15 protein-coding genes are annotated in these 19486 nt (G+C 67.5%); 3 read left to right on the top strand and 12 right to left on the bottom strand.

Features of this window, described 5'->3' with window-relative positions:
- Positions 1–6 precede the first annotated feature (6 nt).
- Complete coding sequence (locus JYP50_RS21250; RefSeq protein WP_206562587.1) at positions 7–2892, top strand: S8 family peptidase; 2886 nt, start codon at positions 7–9, stop codon at positions 2890–2892.
- A 23-nt stretch (positions 2893–2915) separates the two neighbouring features.
- Entirely contained in the window at positions 2916–4454 is a 1539-nt protein-coding gene (locus JYP50_RS21245; RefSeq protein ID WP_206562586.1) for a lytic transglycosylase F, read from the top strand.
- A 28-nt stretch (positions 4455–4482) separates the two neighbouring features.
- On the opposite strand, the gene JYP50_RS21240 is transcribed toward JYP50_RS21245, so the two are convergent.
- A complete protein-coding gene (locus tag JYP50_RS21240; protein WP_206562585.1) occupies positions 4483–4920 on the bottom strand; it encodes a hypothetical protein in 438 nt (145 codons plus the stop codon).
- A 59-nt stretch (positions 4921–4979) separates the two neighbouring features.
- Here JYP50_RS21240 and JYP50_RS21235 point away from each other — a divergent pair, with 59 nt between their 5' ends.
- Complete coding sequence (locus JYP50_RS21235) at positions 4980–6104, top strand: PQQ-dependent sugar dehydrogenase (protein WP_206562584.1); 1125 nt, start codon at positions 4980–4982, stop codon at positions 6102–6104.
- Between the two features lie 26 nt (positions 6105–6130).
- On the opposite strand, the gene JYP50_RS21230 is transcribed toward JYP50_RS21235, so the two are convergent.
- The 11 genes from JYP50_RS21230 to JYP50_RS21180 form a co-directional block, all read right to left on the bottom strand.
- A complete protein-coding gene (locus tag JYP50_RS21230) occupies positions 6131–6826 on the bottom strand; it encodes a hypothetical protein (RefSeq protein ID WP_206562583.1) in 696 nt (231 codons plus the stop codon).
- Between the two features lie 83 nt (positions 6827–6909).
- The gene (locus JYP50_RS21225) at positions 6910–8250 is read right to left on the bottom strand and encodes a sigma-54 interaction domain-containing protein (protein ID WP_241263411.1); all 1341 of its coding nucleotides are present in this window, start codon (positions 8248–8250) and stop codon (positions 6910–6912) included.
- 45 nt (positions 8251–8295) lie between these two features.
- Positions 8296–8733: an OsmC family protein gene (locus JYP50_RS21220; RefSeq protein WP_206562581.1), complete on the bottom strand. Its 438-nt coding sequence runs from the start codon at positions 8731–8733 to the stop codon at positions 8296–8298.
- Between the two features lie 2 nt (positions 8734–8735).
- A complete protein-coding gene (locus JYP50_RS21215) occupies positions 8736–10511 on the bottom strand; it encodes a SulP family inorganic anion transporter (RefSeq protein WP_206562580.1) in 1776 nt (591 codons plus the stop codon).
- A complete protein-coding gene (locus JYP50_RS21210) occupies positions 10508–12181 on the bottom strand; it encodes a bifunctional protein tyrosine phosphatase family protein/NAD(P)/FAD-dependent oxidoreductase (RefSeq protein WP_206562579.1) in 1674 nt (557 codons plus the stop codon). Before JYP50_RS21210 ends, JYP50_RS21215 begins: the two co-directional genes overlap by 4 nt.
- Before the next feature lie 17 nt (positions 12182–12198).
- A complete protein-coding gene (locus JYP50_RS21205) occupies positions 12199–13095 on the bottom strand; it encodes an MBL fold metallo-hydrolase (RefSeq protein WP_206562578.1) in 897 nt (298 codons plus the stop codon).
- Positions 13096–13113: 18 nt separating this feature from the next.
- Positions 13114–14106, bottom strand: a complete 993-nt coding sequence (locus JYP50_RS21200; protein ID WP_206562577.1) for a cytochrome d ubiquinol oxidase subunit II — start codon at positions 14104–14106, stop codon at positions 13114–13116.
- A 1-nt stretch (position 14107) separates the two neighbouring features.
- The gene (locus JYP50_RS21195) at positions 14108–15484 is read right to left on the bottom strand and encodes a cytochrome ubiquinol oxidase subunit I (protein WP_206562576.1); all 1377 of its coding nucleotides are present in this window, start codon (positions 15482–15484) and stop codon (positions 14108–14110) included.
- Between the two features lie 380 nt (positions 15485–15864).
- On the bottom strand, positions 15865–17379 hold the full coding sequence (locus tag JYP50_RS21190; protein WP_206562575.1) for a parallel beta-helix domain-containing protein: 1515 nt from the start codon (positions 17377–17379) through the stop codon (positions 15865–15867).
- Positions 17372–18580: a cytochrome-c peroxidase gene (locus tag JYP50_RS21185; protein ID WP_431311310.1), complete on the bottom strand. Its 1209-nt coding sequence runs from the start codon at positions 18578–18580 to the stop codon at positions 17372–17374. Before JYP50_RS21185 ends, JYP50_RS21190 begins: the two co-directional genes overlap by 8 nt.
- Complete coding sequence (locus JYP50_RS21180) at positions 18577–19212, bottom strand: c-type cytochrome (RefSeq protein ID WP_206562574.1); 636 nt, start codon at positions 19210–19212, stop codon at positions 18577–18579. Before JYP50_RS21180 ends, JYP50_RS21185 begins: the two co-directional genes overlap by 4 nt.
- Between the last annotated feature and the right edge of the window lie 274 nt (positions 19213–19486).

The raw sequence follows: 19486 nt of genomic DNA, 5'->3' as shown, positions 1-19486 counted from the left end.
ACGACCATGCCGCAAGCCCAACTGCTCCCCAGCCTGCTGTTGCCGCTACTACTGGCGGCCTGTGGTGGTGGCGGTGGCGGCGGCGGTGGCGGCAACAACCCGCCCCCCGCCAATAGCCCGCCACTGGCGCGGGCCACCGCCCCCGAACGGGCCAGCCCCGGCGACACGGTCATCCTCGACGGCGGCGACAGCACCGACCGCGACGGCAGTATCGCCAGCTGGGCCTGGGAACAGGCCGCCGGCCCCACCGTCACCTTGAGCGGCGCCGAGGGCCCCGAGGCCAGCTTTACCGCGCCCCAGGTCAACACTCTCACCGAACTCTCCTTCGTACTGACCGTCACCGACGACGACGGCGCCGAGGCCAGCGCCCAGGTGGCGCTGCGCGTGGCGCCGCCAGCGGGCGCCGCCCGCTTCTCCATCAGCGGCACTGTCCTGGCCCCGGCCTTCCAGGACGTGGACGGCGACACCAACGACCCCGCCAATGCGCCCGTGGACAACAACTCCGTCGACACGGCCCAGCGCATCGGCAACCCGGTGACCCTCGGCGGCTACGTCAACCAGCCCGGCAGCGGCGCCGAGGGCCAGTCCAGCACCGGCGGCGACGAAGACGATTTCTTCGTGGCGGACCTGCTCGCCGGGCAGACCGTCACCCTGCTGGTGGCGGAACCCGCCGAAGGCGACGCCGACCTCTACCTGGGGGACCTCGCCGGCAATGTGCTCGACTTCTCGGTGGAGACCGGCGATTTCGAGCAGGTGGTGGCGCCCGAGGACGGCCGCTACACCATTAACGTGTTCGCCTTCGACGGCGCCACCAACTACATCCTCGCCATCGGCAATCCGGTGGCCGGCAATCCGGTGGCCGGCATCCCGGTGGCTGGCGCGGCGCTGCCACAACGGCCACCCCTGGTGGCGGGCGAGGCCATTGTCAGCTACGAGCCGGACAGCCCGGCATCCCAACTGGCGGAGCTGGCTCCCGACGACCTGGCCTGGCACATGGGCATGCGCCAGCGCGGCGGCGGCCCGGGCCGCGCCCGCCTGCTGGCCACCCTGGAGGCGGGCATCGAGCGCGCGCGCCTCGGCGCCGCGGCGGGGCGCGGGGAGCGCATCGCCGACCTCGAGCTGCGCGCGCGCTGGGAGACCCTCATACAAATAAAGCGCCTGCGCAACAGCCCCGGCGTGCGCGACGCCAGCCCCAACTACCGCCTGCGGCCGCTGTTCACCCCCGACGACCCGGCCCTGGGCTATCAATGGCACTACCCGCTGATCGATCTGCCGGCGGCCTGGGACGTATCCACCGGCAGCAGCGAGGTGGTGGTGGCGGTGATCGACACCGGCATCCTCGCCGACCACCCGGATATCCGCGGGCAACTGGTGCCCGGCTACGACTTTATCCGCGACCCACAGGTCGCCGGGGACGGCGACGGCATCGATCCCGACCCGGAGGACACCGGCAACACCCAGGAAGCCGGCGCCAGCAGCTACCACGGCACCCATGTGGGGGGCACGGTGGCGGCGGCGGGCAACAACGGCACCGGGGTGGCCGGCGTCGCCTACGGCGCGCGCCTGATGCCGCTGCGCGCGATCTCGGACGAGGGCGGCACCTCCTACGACGTGGCCCAGGCGGTGCGCTACGCCGCCGGGCTCGCCAATGATTCCGGGCGCCTGCCCGAGCGCCCCGCCGATATCATCAACCTGAGCCTCGGCGGCGAGGGCTTCAGCAACATTACCCAGGCCCTGTACCGGGAGGTGCGGGCCGCCGGGGTGATCGTGGTGGCCGCCGCCGGCAACGAGGCGAGTTCCCAGCCCGGCTACCCCGCCTCCTACGAGGGGGTAATATCGGTCAGCGCGGTGGACGCGCAGCGCCGCGCCACCAGCTACAGCAACCGTGGCGCCTTTATCGACGTGGCCGCCCCCGGGGGCGACGGCAGCCGCGACATTGCCGGCGACGGCTACCCCGACGGCGTACTCAGTACCGGCGCCAGCGGCGCGGGGGCAAGCCTGGACTACGCCTACACCTTTGTCAGCGGCACCTCCATGGCCGCGCCCCACGTCAGCGGGGTGATCGCGCTGATGAAGTCGATCAATCCGGACCTCGGCCCCGCCGCGGTGGACGAGTTGCTGGCCCGTGGGGAACTCACCGCGGATCTGGGCTCGCCGGGCCGCGACGATCTCTACGGCCACGGGCTGATCGACGCGCGCCGCGCGGTCAACGCGGCCCTGGCCAGCCGCGGCGACAGCGTGCAGACCGAGGCGCGCCTGTCCGCCTCCAGCGGCAGCCTGAATTTCGGCAGCGAGCGCGACAGCCTGGAACTGGTGCTGGCCAGCGGCGGCAGCAGCCCGGTGCGCGTACAGCAGCTGGCCGTGTCCCAGCCCTGGCTGAACGTAAGCGCGAGCGACATCGACGCCAACGGGCTGGGGCGCTACACCCTGGTGGTGGACCGCGGCGGCCTGGCGGACGGCATCTACAGCGCCACCCTCACCGTGCAATCTTCCGCCAACACCCTGCAGGTCCAGGTGCAGATGGCGGTGGGCGACAGCGCCGGCTCCAACCTCGGCACGCTGTACATCCTGCTGTTTCACCCCGACACCGGCTCGGTGGTGGAGCAGTTCGTCGGCCGCGCCGAGGACGGGCGCTACCACTACCGCTTCGACAACGTCATCGCCGGCAGCTACCGCCTGTTCGCCGGCACCGACGCCGACAACGACCTGCTGATCTGCGACCCCGGCGAGGCCTGCGGCGCCTGGCTGACCACGGACCGCCCGGCGACCCTGCAACTGGACAGTGACCGCGACGGCGTCGACTTCCCGGCGGACTACCTGGTGTCCATTCCCGTCAGCCAGGGCGTTGACGCCGCACCGGCGCAGCTCCCAGAATTGTCCAGACGCCAATAATCACACCGGGGTGTTTTGCAACCATGCGCGGATTGAGCCGTCTCGTCCCTCTCTTTTTTGTCGCCCACCTGTTCCTGTTCAGCGCCTGCAGCGAGGGCGACGATCCGGGCGAAGCCAAACAGGCGCCGGAGCCACCCCCCGCGGCCGCTACCGATAGCGCCCCCGCCGACGCGATACCGGCGCCGCAACCCCTGCCCGAGGCCCGGGTGGCCTTCAACAAGCCCTGGACCGGCGACCTCGACGGCATGGAGGAACGGCGCGTGGTGCGGGTGCTCACGGTCTATGGCCCCGGCCGCTACTACCTGGAGGACGCTGCCGAGAAAGGCCTGGTGGCGGAAACCATGGGCATGTTCGAGGACTACCTGAACGAGCAGATGGAACGCGGACACCTGCGGGTGCACGTGGTGATCATTCCGGTGGCCCGGGACCAGCTGATCCCGGCGCTGCTCAAGGGCCGCGGCGATTTGGTGGTGGCCGGCCTCACCATCACCCCGGAACGCGGCGCGCAGGTGGACTTCACCAAGCCGGTCAGCAAGCCGGTGTCGGAGATCCTGGTGACCGGCCCCACCGCGCCACCGCTGGCGGGCATCGAGGACCTGGCGGGCAAGACCGTGCACGTGCGCCATTCCAGCAGCTATCGCGAGAGCCTCGAGAGCCTGAGCGCGCGCCTGGTGGCAGCGGGCGGGGAACCGATCGACATCCAGCCCATTTCCGAACTGCTGGAGGACGACGACCTGATCGAGATGGTCAACGGCGGCCTGCTGCCCTGGGCGGTGGTCGACGACTACAAGGTCCAGCTCTGGGAGGGCGTGTTCGAGGGCCTCACCGTGCGCGACGACATTGTATTGCGCGAGGGCGACCGGCTGGCCTGGGCCATGCGCCCGAACAGTCCGCTACTGATGCGGGCCGCCAACCAATTCCTCAACAAGCACCGCGAGGGCACCCTGCTGGGCAATATCCTGCGCAATCGCTACATCCGCGACTTCGACTGGGCCGGCCACGCCCTGGACGACACCGAGTACGAGCGCTTCCGCGCGCTGTCCGAGTACTTCGAGACCTACGGCGAGGAGTACGGGGTGGAATACCTGCTGGCCGCCGCCCAGGGTTTTCAGGAATCGCGCCTGGACCAGAGCAAACGCTCGCACACCGGCGCCGTCGGGGTAATGCAATTGCTACCCTCGACGGCGGCGGACCCGAACGTGGGCATCCCCGACATCAGCACCGCCGATAACAACATCCACGCCGGCATCAAGTACCTGGATTTCATTCGCAACCGCTATTTTTCCGATCCAAACATGGACCGCCTGAACCAGACCCTGCTCGCACTGGCCGCCTACAACGCAGGCCCGGCGCGGGTGCGCGGCCTGCGCGCCACGGCGGAAGCCGAGGGCTACGACCCGAACCTGTGGTTCGACAATGTGGAAATCATCGCCGCCCGGGAGATCGGCAGCGAGACCGTGCAGTACGTGGCCAATATCTACAAGTACTACCTGAGCTACCGCCTCGCCGCCAACTACGAGATGCGCCACCACGAGGCCCGCGAAGCGGCGGGCATCGATTGAGGGGCCGCCACGGCGCGTCGGCGCGGTGTCAGTTGTCGGCGGGACGCCGGCTCAACAGGGCGTAGAGTCCCGTCCCCAGGGCCCCGGCGACGCACTGCCCGGCCAGTCCCAGCGGCGTGCGCGCGGCGGCCACCGGAGTCACTTGCAGGGTAAGCGACAGCAGCCAGTGCAGCACCAGCAGCGCCACCGCCCCCGCCAGCAGGAACAGCGGCAGGCGCCAGCCGCCGGCCAGCCTCACCAGCAAAGCCGCCACCGGCAGCGCCAGGACGAAGGCCACCAGGATCATCAACAGGTAGGACGAGGACATGCCCAGCAGGTCGTGCCAGGTGGCTTGCAACTGGGTGGCGACTCCCACGTCCACGCCCATGCCGCGCAAACTGGACATGACCGAGGCGGTGGCCAGCACACTCGCCACCACATAGGTGAGCAGCAGCGACGGGAAAAAGGCCTTCAGTACGCGCAGCATTTTCAACCCCCATGATATTTGTGCCTATAATGACGCGATACCGCCGCCGGGGAAAGTCCATGCCACGACCGCCAATCGCACGCTTTAACCTGCGCAGCCTGCTGCCGGGCCTGCTCGGATGTCTCTGCCTGTTCGCCGCCGGGGCGCACGGCGCCGGCTACCGTCTGCAAACCCTGAGCGAGGGACTGCACCATCCCTGGTCGGTGGCGCAGCTTCCCGGCGGCGACTTCCTGGTCACCGAGCGCCGCGGACGGCTGCTGCGGATTCCCGCCGCGGGCGGCGAGGCGCGCGAGCTAGCCGGCGTGCCGACGACCTACGTCGCCGGCCAGGGCGGTTTTTTCGATGTGCGGCTGCACCCGCGGTTCGAGCGCAACCGCCTGGTCTACCTGAGTTTCGCCGCGGGCACTCCCGGCGACAACGGCACCGCGGTGATCCGCGCCCGCCTGGGCGACAACGGACTGGAAGCGGTCGAGGAAATCCTGCGCGTACGCGACGCCAAGGACACGCCCCAACACTACGGCGGCCGCCTGCTGTTCCTGCCCGACGGCACACTGCTGGTGGCGACCGGCGATGGCTTCGACTACCGCGAAGCCGCCCAGGACCTGGGCAGCGAACTGGGCAAGGTGCTGCGCATACAGGACGACGGCGCAACACCGCAAGACAATCCCTTCGTCGACGGCGAGCGGCCGCGGGTGTGGACCTATGGGCACCGCAACACCCAGGGCCTGGCTCTTGATGGTGACAGCGGCAGGGTCTACCTGCACGAGCACGGTCCCCGGGGCGGCGACGAAGTGAATGTGCTGCGCGCGGGCGACAATTACGGCTGGCCCGCCATCACCTACGGCGTGGATTACAGCGGCGCCTATGTCTCGCCCTACACCGAGCTACCCGGCATGGAACAGCCGCTGCATTACTGGGTACCGAGTATCGCCCCCTCGGGCATGGCCTGGTACGGCGGCGAGCGCTTTCCCCAGTGGCGCGGCGACCTGTTCATCGGCGCCCTGGTGGACAGGGAAGTGCGGCGGCTGGATATGGAAGACGGTGAGGTGCGCGCGGAGGAAGCGCTGTTTTCCGAGCTGGGCGCGCGCATTCGCGACGTCTACAGCGCCGACGACGGCTACCTCTACCTGCTCACCGACAGCGAGCAGGGCGCGCTGATACGGGTGGTGCCGGCGGCGGACTGAGTCAGCCCGCGCCGCCGGCGCCGACCTCAGGCCGCCTTTTTCGGGGCGGCCTTCCGTGGGGCGGCCTTCCGTGGGGCGGCCTTTTTCCGAGCAGTCTTTTTCGCAGCAGTCTTTTTCGCAGCGGCCTTCTTCGGTGCGGCTTTCTTCTTCGGTGCGGCTTTCTTCTTCGGTGCGGCTTTCTTCTTCGGTGCGGCTTTCTTCTTCGGGGCGGCCTTCCGCGGGGCGGCCTTTTTCTTTGCCGCGGCTTTTTTCTTGGCCGCGGGCCGCTTCCTGGCAGTGGTTTTCTTTTTCGCCGCCGCCTTCTTGGCCCTGGCTTTCGCCTGCCGGCCGGCCGCCTTCTCCACCATCGTCGCGGCGCGTTCCGCCGCCTGGGCCTTGCGCGCCTCGAGGGCGGCGTCGGCCTGCATCGGCATGAGTTTCTCCGCCGACTCGTAGGCCGCCTTGGCGATACCCGCCACGGCGTCGGCCAGCTCCTGCACCTGCTTCATCAGCTGCTCGACCTTCTTCTGGTTGGCCGAGGTCACCTTGCTGCGCAGGGCCGTGCGCGCCTTTTTCAGGCGCTCGTTGGCCGAGCTGTGTTGCTTGCGCGCCGAGGCCAGATCTTTCTTGGCCCGGGCGTGCGCTTTCGCTGTTTCCGCCAACAGCTTCTTGCGCAGCTGTTCAACTTTCTTATTGGCCTCTTCCGCCATCTTGGTGGCCTGGGCCAGTTCTTTCTCCAACATACGCTGTGCACTCCCTCGATAATCGGGTACCGCGTAGGTAGTGTAGACGCAATCCCGCGCAACTGTAACGCTTTATTGCTCGCCTATCCGGCGTCGTTCATATCGTCGGGTTCGAGTTTGCGGTACAGCGAACGCAGGCTGATCCCCGCGATGCGCGCCACTTTCTCCTTGTCGTTGCCGTGCGCCGCCATCAGCTCGCGCAGATAGCGCGCTTCCGCGGTTTTCAAATCCACCCAGGTGGACTCGCCAGCTACCGCTTCGCGGTCCGGGACAACCGCGCCGCCATCGCCGATGGCGTCGGCAATCACATGGCGATCGATGACATTGGTGTCGGTCAGAACAACCGCACGCTGCAGCAAATTGCGCAGCTCGCGGATATTGCCGCGGTAGTGGTAATCCACCAGCAGGCGCATGGCGGATTCAGTCAGGTGATACTTTTTACCCTTGCCCAGGCGCTGCAGCAGGGACGCGGCCAGCAGTGGAATGTCTTCCCGCCGCTCGGCGAGAGAAGCCGTGTGGATCGGGAAAACATTGATCCGGTAGTAGAGGTCGCTGCGAAACTCCCCCGCGTCGACCATCGCCGGCAGGTCGCGGTGGGTGGCGCAGACCAGGCGGAAATCCGAGGTGCGCACCTCGGCGCTACCCACCCGGCGAAAGGTCCCGGTTTCCAGCAGGCGCAACAGCTTGACCTGCAGCGGCAAGGGCACGTCGCCAATTTCGTCGAGGAACAGCGTACCGCCATCGGCGAGTTCCACCAGGCCCTGCCTGTTGGAGTGGGCGCCGGTAAACGCACCCTTCACATGGCCGAACAACTCGCTCTCGAACAGGGTGTCGGTCAGTCCCGAACACTCCAGGGTCACCAGCGCGCCGCGCGAGCGGGGGCTGGCCATGTGCAGCGCGCGGGCGGCCAACTCCTTGCCGGTGCCGGACTCGCCGAGCAGCAACACCGAGGCGTCGCTGGGCCCCACGCGGGCAATGCGCGACAGCATGCGATTGAAGGCCTCGCTCTGTCCCACCATTTCCACATCGCCCAGGCTGCCACTGGCCAGCGGCACCGGCTTGAGCAACTCGATGAAAAACTGCAGGCGCTGCTGGTCGTCGTGAATGGGCACCATCTCCACATCCACGTGCTCGCGCCCCCGGGGCGTCTGGTGAATGTGCAGCACGCGCTCCTTGTGGCCGGACTCGGTCGCCGCGGCCAGCGGACAGGATTCCCCGGCCCGGTCGCAGGGCTCGTCATAGCCGTGGGACACCTGGTAGCAGTGGTGAACCCGCGCCGTATCCAGTTCGCCAAAGGCGTCGCGGTAGGCGCGGTTGGTGGCCAGGACCCGGTAGTCGGCGGACACCAGGATGGCCGGGCAGTCGTAGCCCTCTAGCATGCGCCCGAGGGTGGCGACGGAGGGTTTGTCGGTGGCGATAAGCATGGTCACGAGTGTACGCCGTGCCCCGGCGTCGGCACCAGCGCCGCGTCAGTCGCCCTGCACGACCTCGCAGTCCAGGGTCACCGGGCACTTGAGGGAGTTGGTGATCAGGCAGCCCGCCTCCGCCTTGTGCAGCAGGCGTTCGGCCTTCTCAGTGTCGGCGCCAGCGGGCACCCTCAGCGTGGCCTTCAACGACAGCGCGGTGAACTGCGTGGCGCGCTCCACCCGGTCGAGTTCGCCCCCGGCCTCGCAGGACAGCTCCAGCCAATCGAGTTTCGAGGCGCGGGCGATGGCGCGGAAGGTCAGCACGAAACAGTCCGCCACCGCGGCCACCAGCAGCGACTCCGGCGACCAGCGATCGCCCGGCCCGTCGAACTCCGCCGGGGGCGCGCTGGCAATATCCGCCAGCCCGGCGGCGCTGAGGGTGACGTCGCCGCTCTCCGCTGCCCGCGCACTGACGGCATAGTGATGTGGAAAACCCTGCATAGCTATATCTCCCAGTTGAGAACATGCGCCTGGCGGGCCTCGTCGAGTTCCCGGCCCAGGCGGCAAACCGCGTCGTGATGGGACAGGAACACGCGCCCGCTCAGCTGCTCGAGAAAATCGGTGGTGCGCAGGCTGTCCATGACCGGCCCCTTGATTTCCGACAGGTGCAGGGTAATTCCCCGGTCGCGCAACTGCCGGTTGATGGATTCGAGCACGTCCAGCGCGCTCATGTCTATCTCGTTGACCGCGGTGCACATCAGTATCACGTGACGGACCTCGGGCCGCCTGTCGACCCAGTCCATGACCCGGTCCTCGACAAAGCTGGCGTTGGCGAAGTACAGGCTCTCGTCGATGCGCAGCGACAGCAGGTCGCCCCGGGTGGCCACCTGGTGGCGGTCGATGTTGCGGTAGTGCCCGGTGCCCGGCACCTCGCCCACAATCGCCATGTGCGGGCGCGAACTGCGGTACAGGTGCAGGCCCAGGGACACCACGATGCCGCAGGCGACACCCGCCTCCACGCCCAGCAGCAGGGTCACCAGGATAGTGATGGACACGGCGCTGAAATCGGAGCGGCCGAATCGCCAGGCCCGGCCGAGCAGGGACAGGTCGACCAGCGACAGCACCGCCACGATAATGGTCGCCGCCAGGGTGGCGGTGGGCAGGTACGCCAGGTAGGGCGTGAAATACAGGGTCACCAGGCCAATGCCGACGGCGGTCATCACCCCTGCCGCCGGTGTTTCGGCGCCGGCGTCGAAGTTGACCACCGAGCGCGCAAAGCCGCCGGTGACCGGGTAGCCGCCAGAGAACGACGACGCCACGTTGGCGGCGCCGAGGCCGAACAGTTCCTGGTTGGGGTCGATCTTCTGGCGACGTCGCGCCGCCAGCGTGTGGCCGACGGACACCGACTCTACAAAACCGATCAGTGAAATCAGCAGCGCCGACAGCAGCAACTCGCGCCAGGGCAGGCCCGCCACCTGCGGCAGCGCCAGGCCGGGCAGCCCCGAGGGCACCTCGCCCACCAGCGCCACACCCATCGCGCCCAAATCCAGCCACCAGGCCAGGAAGCTGGTGACCAACACGCCGAACACCGGCCCCGAGCGCGCCAGCACCTTGGCGGGCAGGGCCGGCACGCCCAGGCGTTGCAGCAGGCGCGGCAGGCCGGCGCGGGCCCAGAACAGGAAGGCGAGCATGCCGCCCCCCACCAGCAGGGTGGGTACATTCACCGCCGCCAGCTGCGCGAACAGGCCCGGCAGCAGTTCCGGCAAGGTGCTGCCCGCGGCCTGCACACCGAGAACATGCTTGAGCTGGCTCAGGGCAATCACGATACCCGAGGCGGTAATAAAACCGGAAATCACCGGGTGCGACAGGAAATTGGCGAGAAAGCCCAGCCGCAGCGCGCCCATCACCAGCAGGATGCCGCCCGACAACAGCGCCAGCAAAACGGCCGCCTGCAGGTAGGTGAGGCTGCCCGGCGCCGCCAAATGGCCAATCGCCGAGGCGGTCATCAGCGACACCACCGCCACCGGCCCCACCGCGAGGGTGCGGCTACTGCCGAACAGGGCGTAGGCCACCAGCGGCAGCATGCTGGCGTACAGGCCGACCTCGGGGGGCAGGCCGGCCAGCATGGCGTAGGCCAGCGACTGGGGGATCAGCATGATGGTGACGATCAGCGCCGCCACCGCGTCATTGACCAGGGTCTCGCGAGTGTAGTCCCGCCCCCAGGCCAGGGCCGGCAGGTAACGCGCCAGCCGCGGCCGTGTTGAACGCGCGCGCGTCATCCCTCGGTGATCACCGGGCGCGCCAGCCATTCGCGGCCGCGCAGCATGGCCTTCCAGTAAATGGGCGGCAGCATCCACTCCTTGAGATACCAGGCCAGGCGGCTGGGCTCGGTGCCGTTGATCAACCAGCGGGGCATGCTGGGCAGGAGTTTACCGCCGTAGCCGAACTCGGCCAGCACGATCTTGCCTCGCTCCACGGTCAGCGGGCAGGAGCCGTAGCCGTCGTAGCGCGCCAGGCCGCGCGCGCGCCCCAGGAAGTGCAACACGTTGTTGGCGACCACCGGCGCCTGCTTGCGCGCCGCCGCCGCGGTTTTGGCGTTCGGTGCATTCATCACGTCGCCCAGTGACCAGATGTTCTCGAAGTGCTTGTGCCGCAGGGTGAACTGGTCCACGTCCACCCAGCCGGCCTCGTCCGCCAGCGGACTGGCGCGCACGAAATCCGGCGCCTGCTGCGGCGGCACCACGTGGATCATATCAAACTCGCGCTGCACCACCTCGCTCTGGCCGTCCTCGCCGCTACGCACGAACCAGGCGCGGCGCGCCTCGCCGTCGACGCGCACCAGGTTGTGCTGGAAGTTCAGCGCCGCGCCGTAACGCTCCACGTAGCGCATCAGCGCCGGCACGTACTCCGGCACCCCGAACAGCGCTCCGCCGGCGTTGTAAAAACCCACCTCCATGTCGCGCAGGCGGCCCTGCCGCAGCCAGTGATCACAGGACAGGTACATGGCCTTTTGCGGCGCCCCGGCGCACTTGATCGGCATCGGCGGCTGGGTGAACAGCGCTCGCCCCGCGCGGGTCTCCTGCACCAGCTTCCAGGTGTAGGGCGCCAGGTCGTAGCGGTAGTTGGACGTCACGCCATTGCGGCCAAGGGTATCCACCAGGCCCTCAATGGCCTCCCAGTTCAACTTGATGCCGGCGGCCACCACCAGGGTGCGGTAGCGCAGCAGGCGGCAGCCCTCCAGCACCACGGCGTGGCGCGCGGGATCAAAGGCCGCCACCGCCGCCTTGACCCAGTCCACGCCCCGGGGAATGAGCGAGGCCATGGTGCGCGCGGTGGTGGACGGCGAGAAGATGCCGGCGCCGACGAAGGTCCAGCCCGGTTGGTAGTAGTGCACGTCGGCCGGGTCGACAATAGCCACCGACAGCGACGCGTCGCGCTCGCGCAAGCTGGCCGCGCAGGCGATCCCGGCGGCGCCGCCGCCGACGATCACCACGTCGTAGCTCGCCAGCTCCATCTCGCCGACGCTGACCCCGGAGTGGGCGACCCGCGCGGCGACTCCCGACATATCGTAGCCGGCCTCGCGCGCGCGCAGCAGGATGGTCTCCAGCGACAGGCCGCTGTCGCCGCGGGACAGCGCCCACAGGGTGGTGGAGCGCATGCCGCTGCGACAGTAGGCGTGCACCGGACCGTCCGCGGCCGACAGCAGCGCGCCGAAGCGCGCCGCCTGGTCGTCGGTGACCGCGCCGGTGGTGACCGGCAGGTAGTGGACCGCGATTCCCGCCGCCTGCGCGGCGCGCTCGATTTCGGCGAAGTTGGGTTGGTCCGCGCCCTCGCCATCGGGGCGGTTGCAAATCAGGCAGCGCACGCCGCGCCGCGCCAGAGTATCGACGTCCTCGGGCAGGATCTGCCCGGAGACGGTCAGTTCGGTATCCAGTGTTTTAATATCCATCGCCTTGTCCGCCGGTTTCACAACACGTTGAGGGGCAGTTTGAGGTAAACGGTGCCGTTGTCCTCGCCCGGGGGCAGGTGCCCGGCCCGCATATTGACCTGTAGCGAGGGCAGGATCAGCCGCGGCATGCCCAGGGTGGCGTCGCGTTCCTCGCGCATGGCCACGAAATCGTCCTCGGTCACGCCGCCGCCGACGTGGATGTTGTCGCGCCTCTCGTCACCCACACAGGTCTCGAACTCCACCGCGCGGCCGCCGGGCATATAGTCGTGGCACATGAACAGGCGCACGCTGTCCGGGAGCGACAGCACCTTGTGGATCGAACGGTAAAGCGTGCGCGCGTCGCCGCCGGGGAAGTCCGCCCGCGCGGTGCCGCCGTCGGGCATGAACAGCGTGTCGCCGACGAAGGCGGCGTCGCCCATGACGTGGGTCATGCACGCCGGGGTGTGGCCGGGGGTGTGCATCGCATGGCACTCCATCCCCCCCACGAAGTAGCTGTCGCCGTCGCTGAACAGGCGGTCGAACTGCGAGCCGTCGCGCTCGAACTCGGTACCGGAGTTAAAGATCTTGCCGAAGGTTTCCTGCACGGTGACGATATGCTCGCCGATACCGATTTTGCCGCCCAGGCGCTCCTGGATGTAGGGCGCCGCCGACAGGTGGTCGGCGTGCACATGGGTTTCAATCAACCACTCCAGCTGCAGGCCGTGGTCGCGGATATACTCAACGATCTTATCCGCGCCGGCGCAACTGAGCCGGCCCGCGGCGTAGTCGATCTCCATCACCGAGTCGACCACGGCGCAGGCGCTTGAGGAGGGGTCCTTCACCACGTAGGAGAAGGTATTGGTGTCTTCGTCGAAGAAGGGCACCACCTCCGGGCGGCAGTCCAGGTCGACGGTGAATCCGGGTTTATCGCTCATGACAAATCCCTCGCGTTGTCAGTCATAGGTCAGTTCCGTCGCCCGCCCGTGGAACACGCGGTAGACGTACACGGTGTAAAACAGGATCAGCGGCAGGGTGATCACCACGCCCACCAGGGTGAACCGCAGCGAGGCCACCGAGGCGGAGGCCTCCCAGATGGTCATGCGGCCAATCACCACGTCGGGGAACACGCTGTAGGCGAGCCCCAGCGAAGCCATCAGGCAGATCGCCACACTGGCCACGAACACCAGCCAGGGGCGCCGCAGGTACAAGCCCCGGCGGTATTCCAGCGCATAGATCATGGCGCCGAAGCAGGCCAGGCAGGCCAGCGGAATGGGCGCCAGCAGCAACAGATTGGGCCAGCTGAACCACTTGGCGGCGATCACCTCGCTCACCAGCGGCGTGGCCAGCGACACCGCCAGCAACCCCAGGCCCATCGGCCACAGGGCCAGGCGCGCCCAGCGCGCGGCTTTTTCCAGCAGCTCGCCCTCGGCCTTCATCAGCAGCCAGCCGCAGCCCAGCAGCAGGTACAGCGCCGGCAGGGTAAGCGCGATCAGCAGCGAGAATCCGAGGCCCAGGGCGCCGCCCTGCAGGCCGGTCACGTAGGAACCCAGCATCCAGCCCTGGGCCGCGGAGGCCGTGGCCGAGCCAAAAAAGAAAGCCCGGTTCCACAACTGCCGCCGGTGGTCGCCGGCCTTCACCCGTAAATCGAAGGCCACGCCCCGGAGGATCAGGCCAAACAGCATGATGGTGACCGGCAAATAGAGGGTGGTGAGTATTTCCCCGTAGGCCGAGGGGAAGGCGATGAACAGCACCCCCACCCCCAGTACGATCCAGGTTTCGTTGGCGTCCCAGAAAGGGCCGATGGACGCGATCATCAGGTCTTTTTCGCGCTCCTGGGCCAGCGGCAACAGCATGCCGATGCCGAGGTCATAGCCATCCAGCACCACGTAAATCAGCAGCGCGAGCCCCATCGTGGCCACGTAAATGATTGGCAACCAGTATTCCATCTCACACCTCCCCGGATACGCTGGTCAGGGGGCCGAACGCCGGCTCCCCCTGGGACTGTGCCGGCTTGCGCGCGAGATTGCGCAGGGCGCCGATGTAGGCGGCCAGCAAACCGGCGTAGAGCAGCACGTAACCGAACAGCGTGCCGGCCACGGTCGCGCTGCTGTGGGACGCGGCCACCTCCTCCACGGTCAGCAGGCCGTCGACGATCCAGGGCTGGCGGCCGATCTCGGTCACGTACCAGCCCGCCAGCACCGCCACCCAGCCGGAGAAGGTCATCAGCGACAGCGCGCGCAGCAGGCCGCGCCCGGGTTCGCGCCGGCGCAACAGGGTCCAGGCGCCCCACCAGGACACCGCGAGCATGGCCATGCCCACCCCCAGCATCACCCGGAAGGACCAGAACACCGGCGCCACCGGCGGGTGGGCGCCGGGGAAATCGTTCAGGCCCGGCACCTCGCCATCGACATGGTGGGTCAGCACCAGGCTGGCGGCATAGGGAATCTCCAGCGCCAGGCGGTTGCTGCGGCTGTTCTCGTCGGGCAGCGCCACCAGGGTAAAGGGCACCCCGGTGCCGGTCTCCCACACCGCCTCCATGGCGGCGACCTTGGCGGGCTGATGCTCGAAGGTATTGAGCCCGTGCAGGTCGCCGGACAGGATTTGCAGCGGCGCCACCACCGCCGCCAGCACCACGCCGGTGCGCAGCACTTTCACGGTACCCGGCCCGCCGAGGCCGCGCAGCATGCGCAGGGCGCTGAGCCCGGCGACCAGGAAGGCGGTGGTCAACAGCGAGGCCAGCAGCATGTGCACCAGGCGATAGGGGAAGGAGGGGTTGAAGATGACCGCCCACCAGTCCTCCACCATGAACACGCCGTCTTCCAGGCGGTAGCCCGCCGGGGTCTGCATCCAGGAATTGAGGCTGAGAATCCAGAAGGCCGACAGCGTGGTGCCGAAGGCCACCAGGAAGGTACAGATCAGGTGCATGCGGTTGGACACCCGGTTCTTGCCAAACAGCATGATGCCGAGGAAAGAGGCTTCCAGGAAAAAGGCGGTCAGCACCTCGTAGCCGAGCAGCGGCCCGGCGATATTGCCCACCCGCTCCATATAGCCCGGCCAGTTGGTGCCGAACTGGAAGCTCATGGTGATGCCGGAGACCACGCCCATGGCGAAGGTGAGGGCGAAGATCTTCACCCAGAAGTAATAGGCATGCTCCCAGTTGCGCTCTCCGGTGCGGGTGTACTGCCAGCGAAAGTACAGCAGCACCCAGGCCAGGCCGATGGAAACGGCCGGAAACAGGATATGAAAACTGATATTGGCCGCGAACTGGATGCGCGCCAGTAGAACAGGGTCAAACTCCACGCCGAACTCCCACTTCGACTCCATAACACTTTATATAGAGCAATACCTGTGCCAGCTGTCGCCCCATCGACGGAAAGCTCGTAAGCTATTGATAGATAGCATTATTTTTTCGGGCCGGGGGGAGATGGCCGGATTGGATCGCGGGCAGCGCGCCAGCTGTCTTGCCAAATATGACAATTTACTGCCAGATATGGCATAAAACCAAAAAGCGGCGGAATGAATTCCGCCCTACAGGGAGCGCCCCCCTGTAGGGTCGAATTCATTCGACCAAAAAAAACCGCCGGCCATGACAGCCGACGGCGCAGGGAAAACGGGCCCTACTTGTCCACCCCCCTGTAGGGTCGAATTCATTCGACCAAAAAAACCGCCGGCCATGACAGCCGACGGCGCAGGGAAAACGGGCCCTACTTGTCGAGCCGCAGCATGAACTCCGCCGCCGCCATCAGCTCCTCGTCGCTGAGATGGGACTGGGGCGGCATCTCCGGGTAGTCCTCGCGCTTTTTGACCGGCTCGGCGGCGTAGGCGGCGATGCCCTCGGGGTCGTCCATGTACAGGGCCTGCACAATCTGCGCGGGGGGGCCAATCATGCGCGAATTGTAGGCGTGGCAACCGGCGCAGATGCCGTAGTACACCAGCTTGCCGGTTTCCAGGTGCTCCTTGTTCCGCGGCGGCACCCGCTCGGGCAGGGTGTAGCTGGCCACGTTCATGGTGGTGTCGAAGTCGCACTCGCCGTACTTGTCCAGGCCGATGGTGCGGAAGCGCTCCGGGTTGAGGATGCAACCGTCGTCCATGCCCACGGTATCGACGATGTCAGGACCCCTGGTCTCCAGCATGGCGGCGAGGATGGCGCGCACCGCCGGCGCCGGGCTGGTGCCGTTGCCGTGCATGATGTTGTTGAGGATCACCGGCCGGTTGGGGTTGGGCTCCGAGTCGGGGTCGGTGGCGGCGCTGCTGGCCAGCGCGAAGTCGGTGAAGGCGATGCCCATGGACTCGTTGCCGGAGACGATATTGCCCTCGATCACCACGTCGTCGCAGGCCATCACGATCATGCCGGTGCCCTGGGGGATGTTCGACACCAGCGAGCCGGGAATGGCGAAGTTCTCGTGGTTGTTGTTGACCACGAAATTGTTGCGGATGATGACATCGCCACAGGTCTTGATCGGCAGGCCCGGGGTAATGAAGGCGAGGATGCCGCCGGTATTGTTGTAGACGTAGTTGTTCTCCACCAGCGCCTTGCGGCTGTTCTCGATCTCGATGCCGGCCACGCTCTCGAACACCTCGTTGTGCACCACGTCCACGTTCTCCGACATGCCCACGTAGATCGCCGCGTCCTCGATGCCGGACAGGATGTTGTGGGACACGATGCCGTTCTTGCCCAGCTGCGGGAAGATGCCGTAGACCCCGGTGTCCACCACGATGTTGTTGCGGATGATGAAGTTGTTGCCGGCCTGGCCCATCACCCCGTTGCCCTTGTAGTGGGTGATGGTGAAGTTCTCGATGGTGACGCCGTTGCCGGAGTAGAGGATGGCGTCATTGCGGACACCCTCCCCCTCCAGCACCGGGTAGCGGCCCGCCTCGATCACCCCGGACAGGGTGATATTGTCCTTGTCAATATAGACCGTCTCTTTGTAGGTGCCGGGCATCACCTTGATCACCGTGCCCGGCTCGGCGGCCGCCACCGCCTCCTGGATCGACTCGCCGTCCTTGACCACCACCAGGGCGCCGGTGGTGGGCGTCTCCCAGGCGCGCACCGCGCCGCTGCCGGCCGCCGCCACTTCCTCGGCGCCCCCCGAGGAGAAGGCCGCCTTCGGCTGGCTGTCCACTTTGATCACCGTGGGCGCGGCCTGTTGTGACTTGCCGACGTAGAAGCCGCCGGCCAACAGCGCCGCGGCGCCAATCACCAGTACCAGTTTATTCATTGTTCTGCTCTCCACTTGCCAGCTCGCCCCCACGAGCTGTGGTTCGGTGTGCGGGCGCCAGTCCGGAGGGTAACAGCGCCGGCTCCCGCGGTTTGAATCGTTCATCGGTGAGGGTGTTCATGAAATCCACCAGGCGGTCGAGCTCGCTGTCGCTGAGCTGCGGCTCCCAGATATGCCAGTGAATCTTCAGCTCCTCGCCCTCGGGCACCGCGTGGCCGCGCCCCAGGGTGTAGAACTCGGCCGCCTCGCGCAGGGTGGCAAAGCGCCCCGAGTGCATATAGGGCGCGGTGAGCGCGATATTGCGCAGCGACGGCACTTTAAAGCCGCCGCGCTGGCTGGACTCGCCGAGCACCTCGGCGCCCGGGTCGAAAGCCATGCCCTCCGGCTCCGGGGTGCCGATCACCGCCACCTGCTGGTTGGTGAACAGCGGCGGGGTGTGGCACTCGGCGCAACGCGCGACAAAGGAGCGGAAGATGTTGAGGCCCTCTTTCTCGCGCGCGGTCAGGGCGTCGGCGTAGCCGTGGGCGTACTGGTCGTAGCGGCTGTTAAGCGAGACCAGCGAGGATTCAAAGGCGGCGATGGCGCGGTAGATCTGCTCCAGGGTAATGCCCTGGGCGGGCTCATAACTGTCCGGGAAGGCCTCGGCAAACAGTCGCCGGTAGGTATCCACGCCGTTGAGGCTCGCCAACAGTTGCGCCGGGGTATTGGCCATCTCCACCGGGTCGTAAAGCGGCCCCTGCATCTGCTGTTCCAGACTGCCGGACCGGGCGTCCCAGAACAGGCGTTGCTGGAAGGCCACGTTCCACAGGCTCGGCGCCGAGCGCGTCCCCAGCTGGCCGTCGTGACCGACGCTGCGGCCGCGGCCGTCGGCGAAACCCCGGTCGGGCTGGTGGCAGCTGGCGCAGGACACGTCGCCATCGGCGGAGAGCAAGGGGTCGAAAAACAGGTAGCGGCCCAGGTCGATCTGCCGCGGGCTGAAACCGTCGCGGTAATCCGGCAGCCCGGTTTTCAGGCCGCCGACACCGGCGTCCTGCAGCGAGGCGTAGCGCTGGTACAGGCTGCGCAGTTCACAGTGACCGGCGCTGAGTTCGAAGCCTGGCGGGCAGTCGGTGTTGAGACGAATGCGCTCCCCCGCCCCGGCGCCCGCGACGCCCAGGCACAACACGCACAGGGCGAGCGCTTGCCGCAACACGCGGCTCACTCGCCCTCCGACAGCGAGCGGATAAAGGCCACCACGTCGGCCACCGCCTGCTCCGAGGGCAGCACCGCGGCCATGGCCCGCATCTGGCGGCCGGTCCTGTCCCCGGACTGCGCGCCGCGCTCCCCGGCGCGGAAGGCCTGCAGCTGCGCGACCAGGTACCAGTCGTCGCCACCGGCCAGGGCCGGCGAATTGAGGGCCACGTTGCCGGCCGCTCCGGGACCGTGACAGGCGCCGCAGAACTGGTTGTAGTAGTCCGCGCCCAGCGCCGGGTCGCCCTCCACGGTGGCCGGCGATACCGGGCTGTCGAGGGTGGCGATATAGGCCGCCACGTCCAGCAGGGCCTGCTCGTCGGGCAGAGTGGCGGCCATCGGCGCCATCTGCCGGGCACTCGCGGTGGCGCCCTCGCCGCCGCGCTGGCCGGCGCGGAACTTCTCCAGCTGCGCCACGATCGTCACCTCCCGCAGGTGGCTGAGTCGCGGCGCCGACAGCGCGCGATTGCCCCCGGCATCGGCGCCGTGGCAACTGGCGCAGGTGGCGTAGAGCGACTCGCCACGCGCCAGGTCGGCCTCGGCGTGGGCCCGGGCCGCCAGCGCGGACAGGCAGGCCAGCAGTATCAGGATCGACAGTCGCATCGGGTATCTCTCGGCTCGTTGTTGGCGGCGGCATTGTTGGTACTATCGTACCAATTAGAATCACACTATCTTAGCACGCTGCCTGAAACCTGGCTGAAAAATCGCCACTGGCGAACCAGCCCCGGGGAGTCGGCGGAGTAAACATCTGCGTTCTTAGAACGCAGACTTGCTTTTAGCCCCCTATAAGGGGGCTGTGAAGCCAGCCTTCTTAGAAGGCTGGCCCAAGTTGTGCCATCTTCAGATTATCGACGTAAGTCCATACGGACTTGTTTCT

The sequence above is a fragment of the Parahaliea mediterranea genome (assembly GCF_017255185.1).
Taxonomy (GTDB): domain Bacteria; phylum Pseudomonadota; class Gammaproteobacteria; order Pseudomonadales; family Halieaceae; genus JAFKCZ01.
This window is presented reverse-complemented; position numbering and strand designations above follow the sequence as displayed.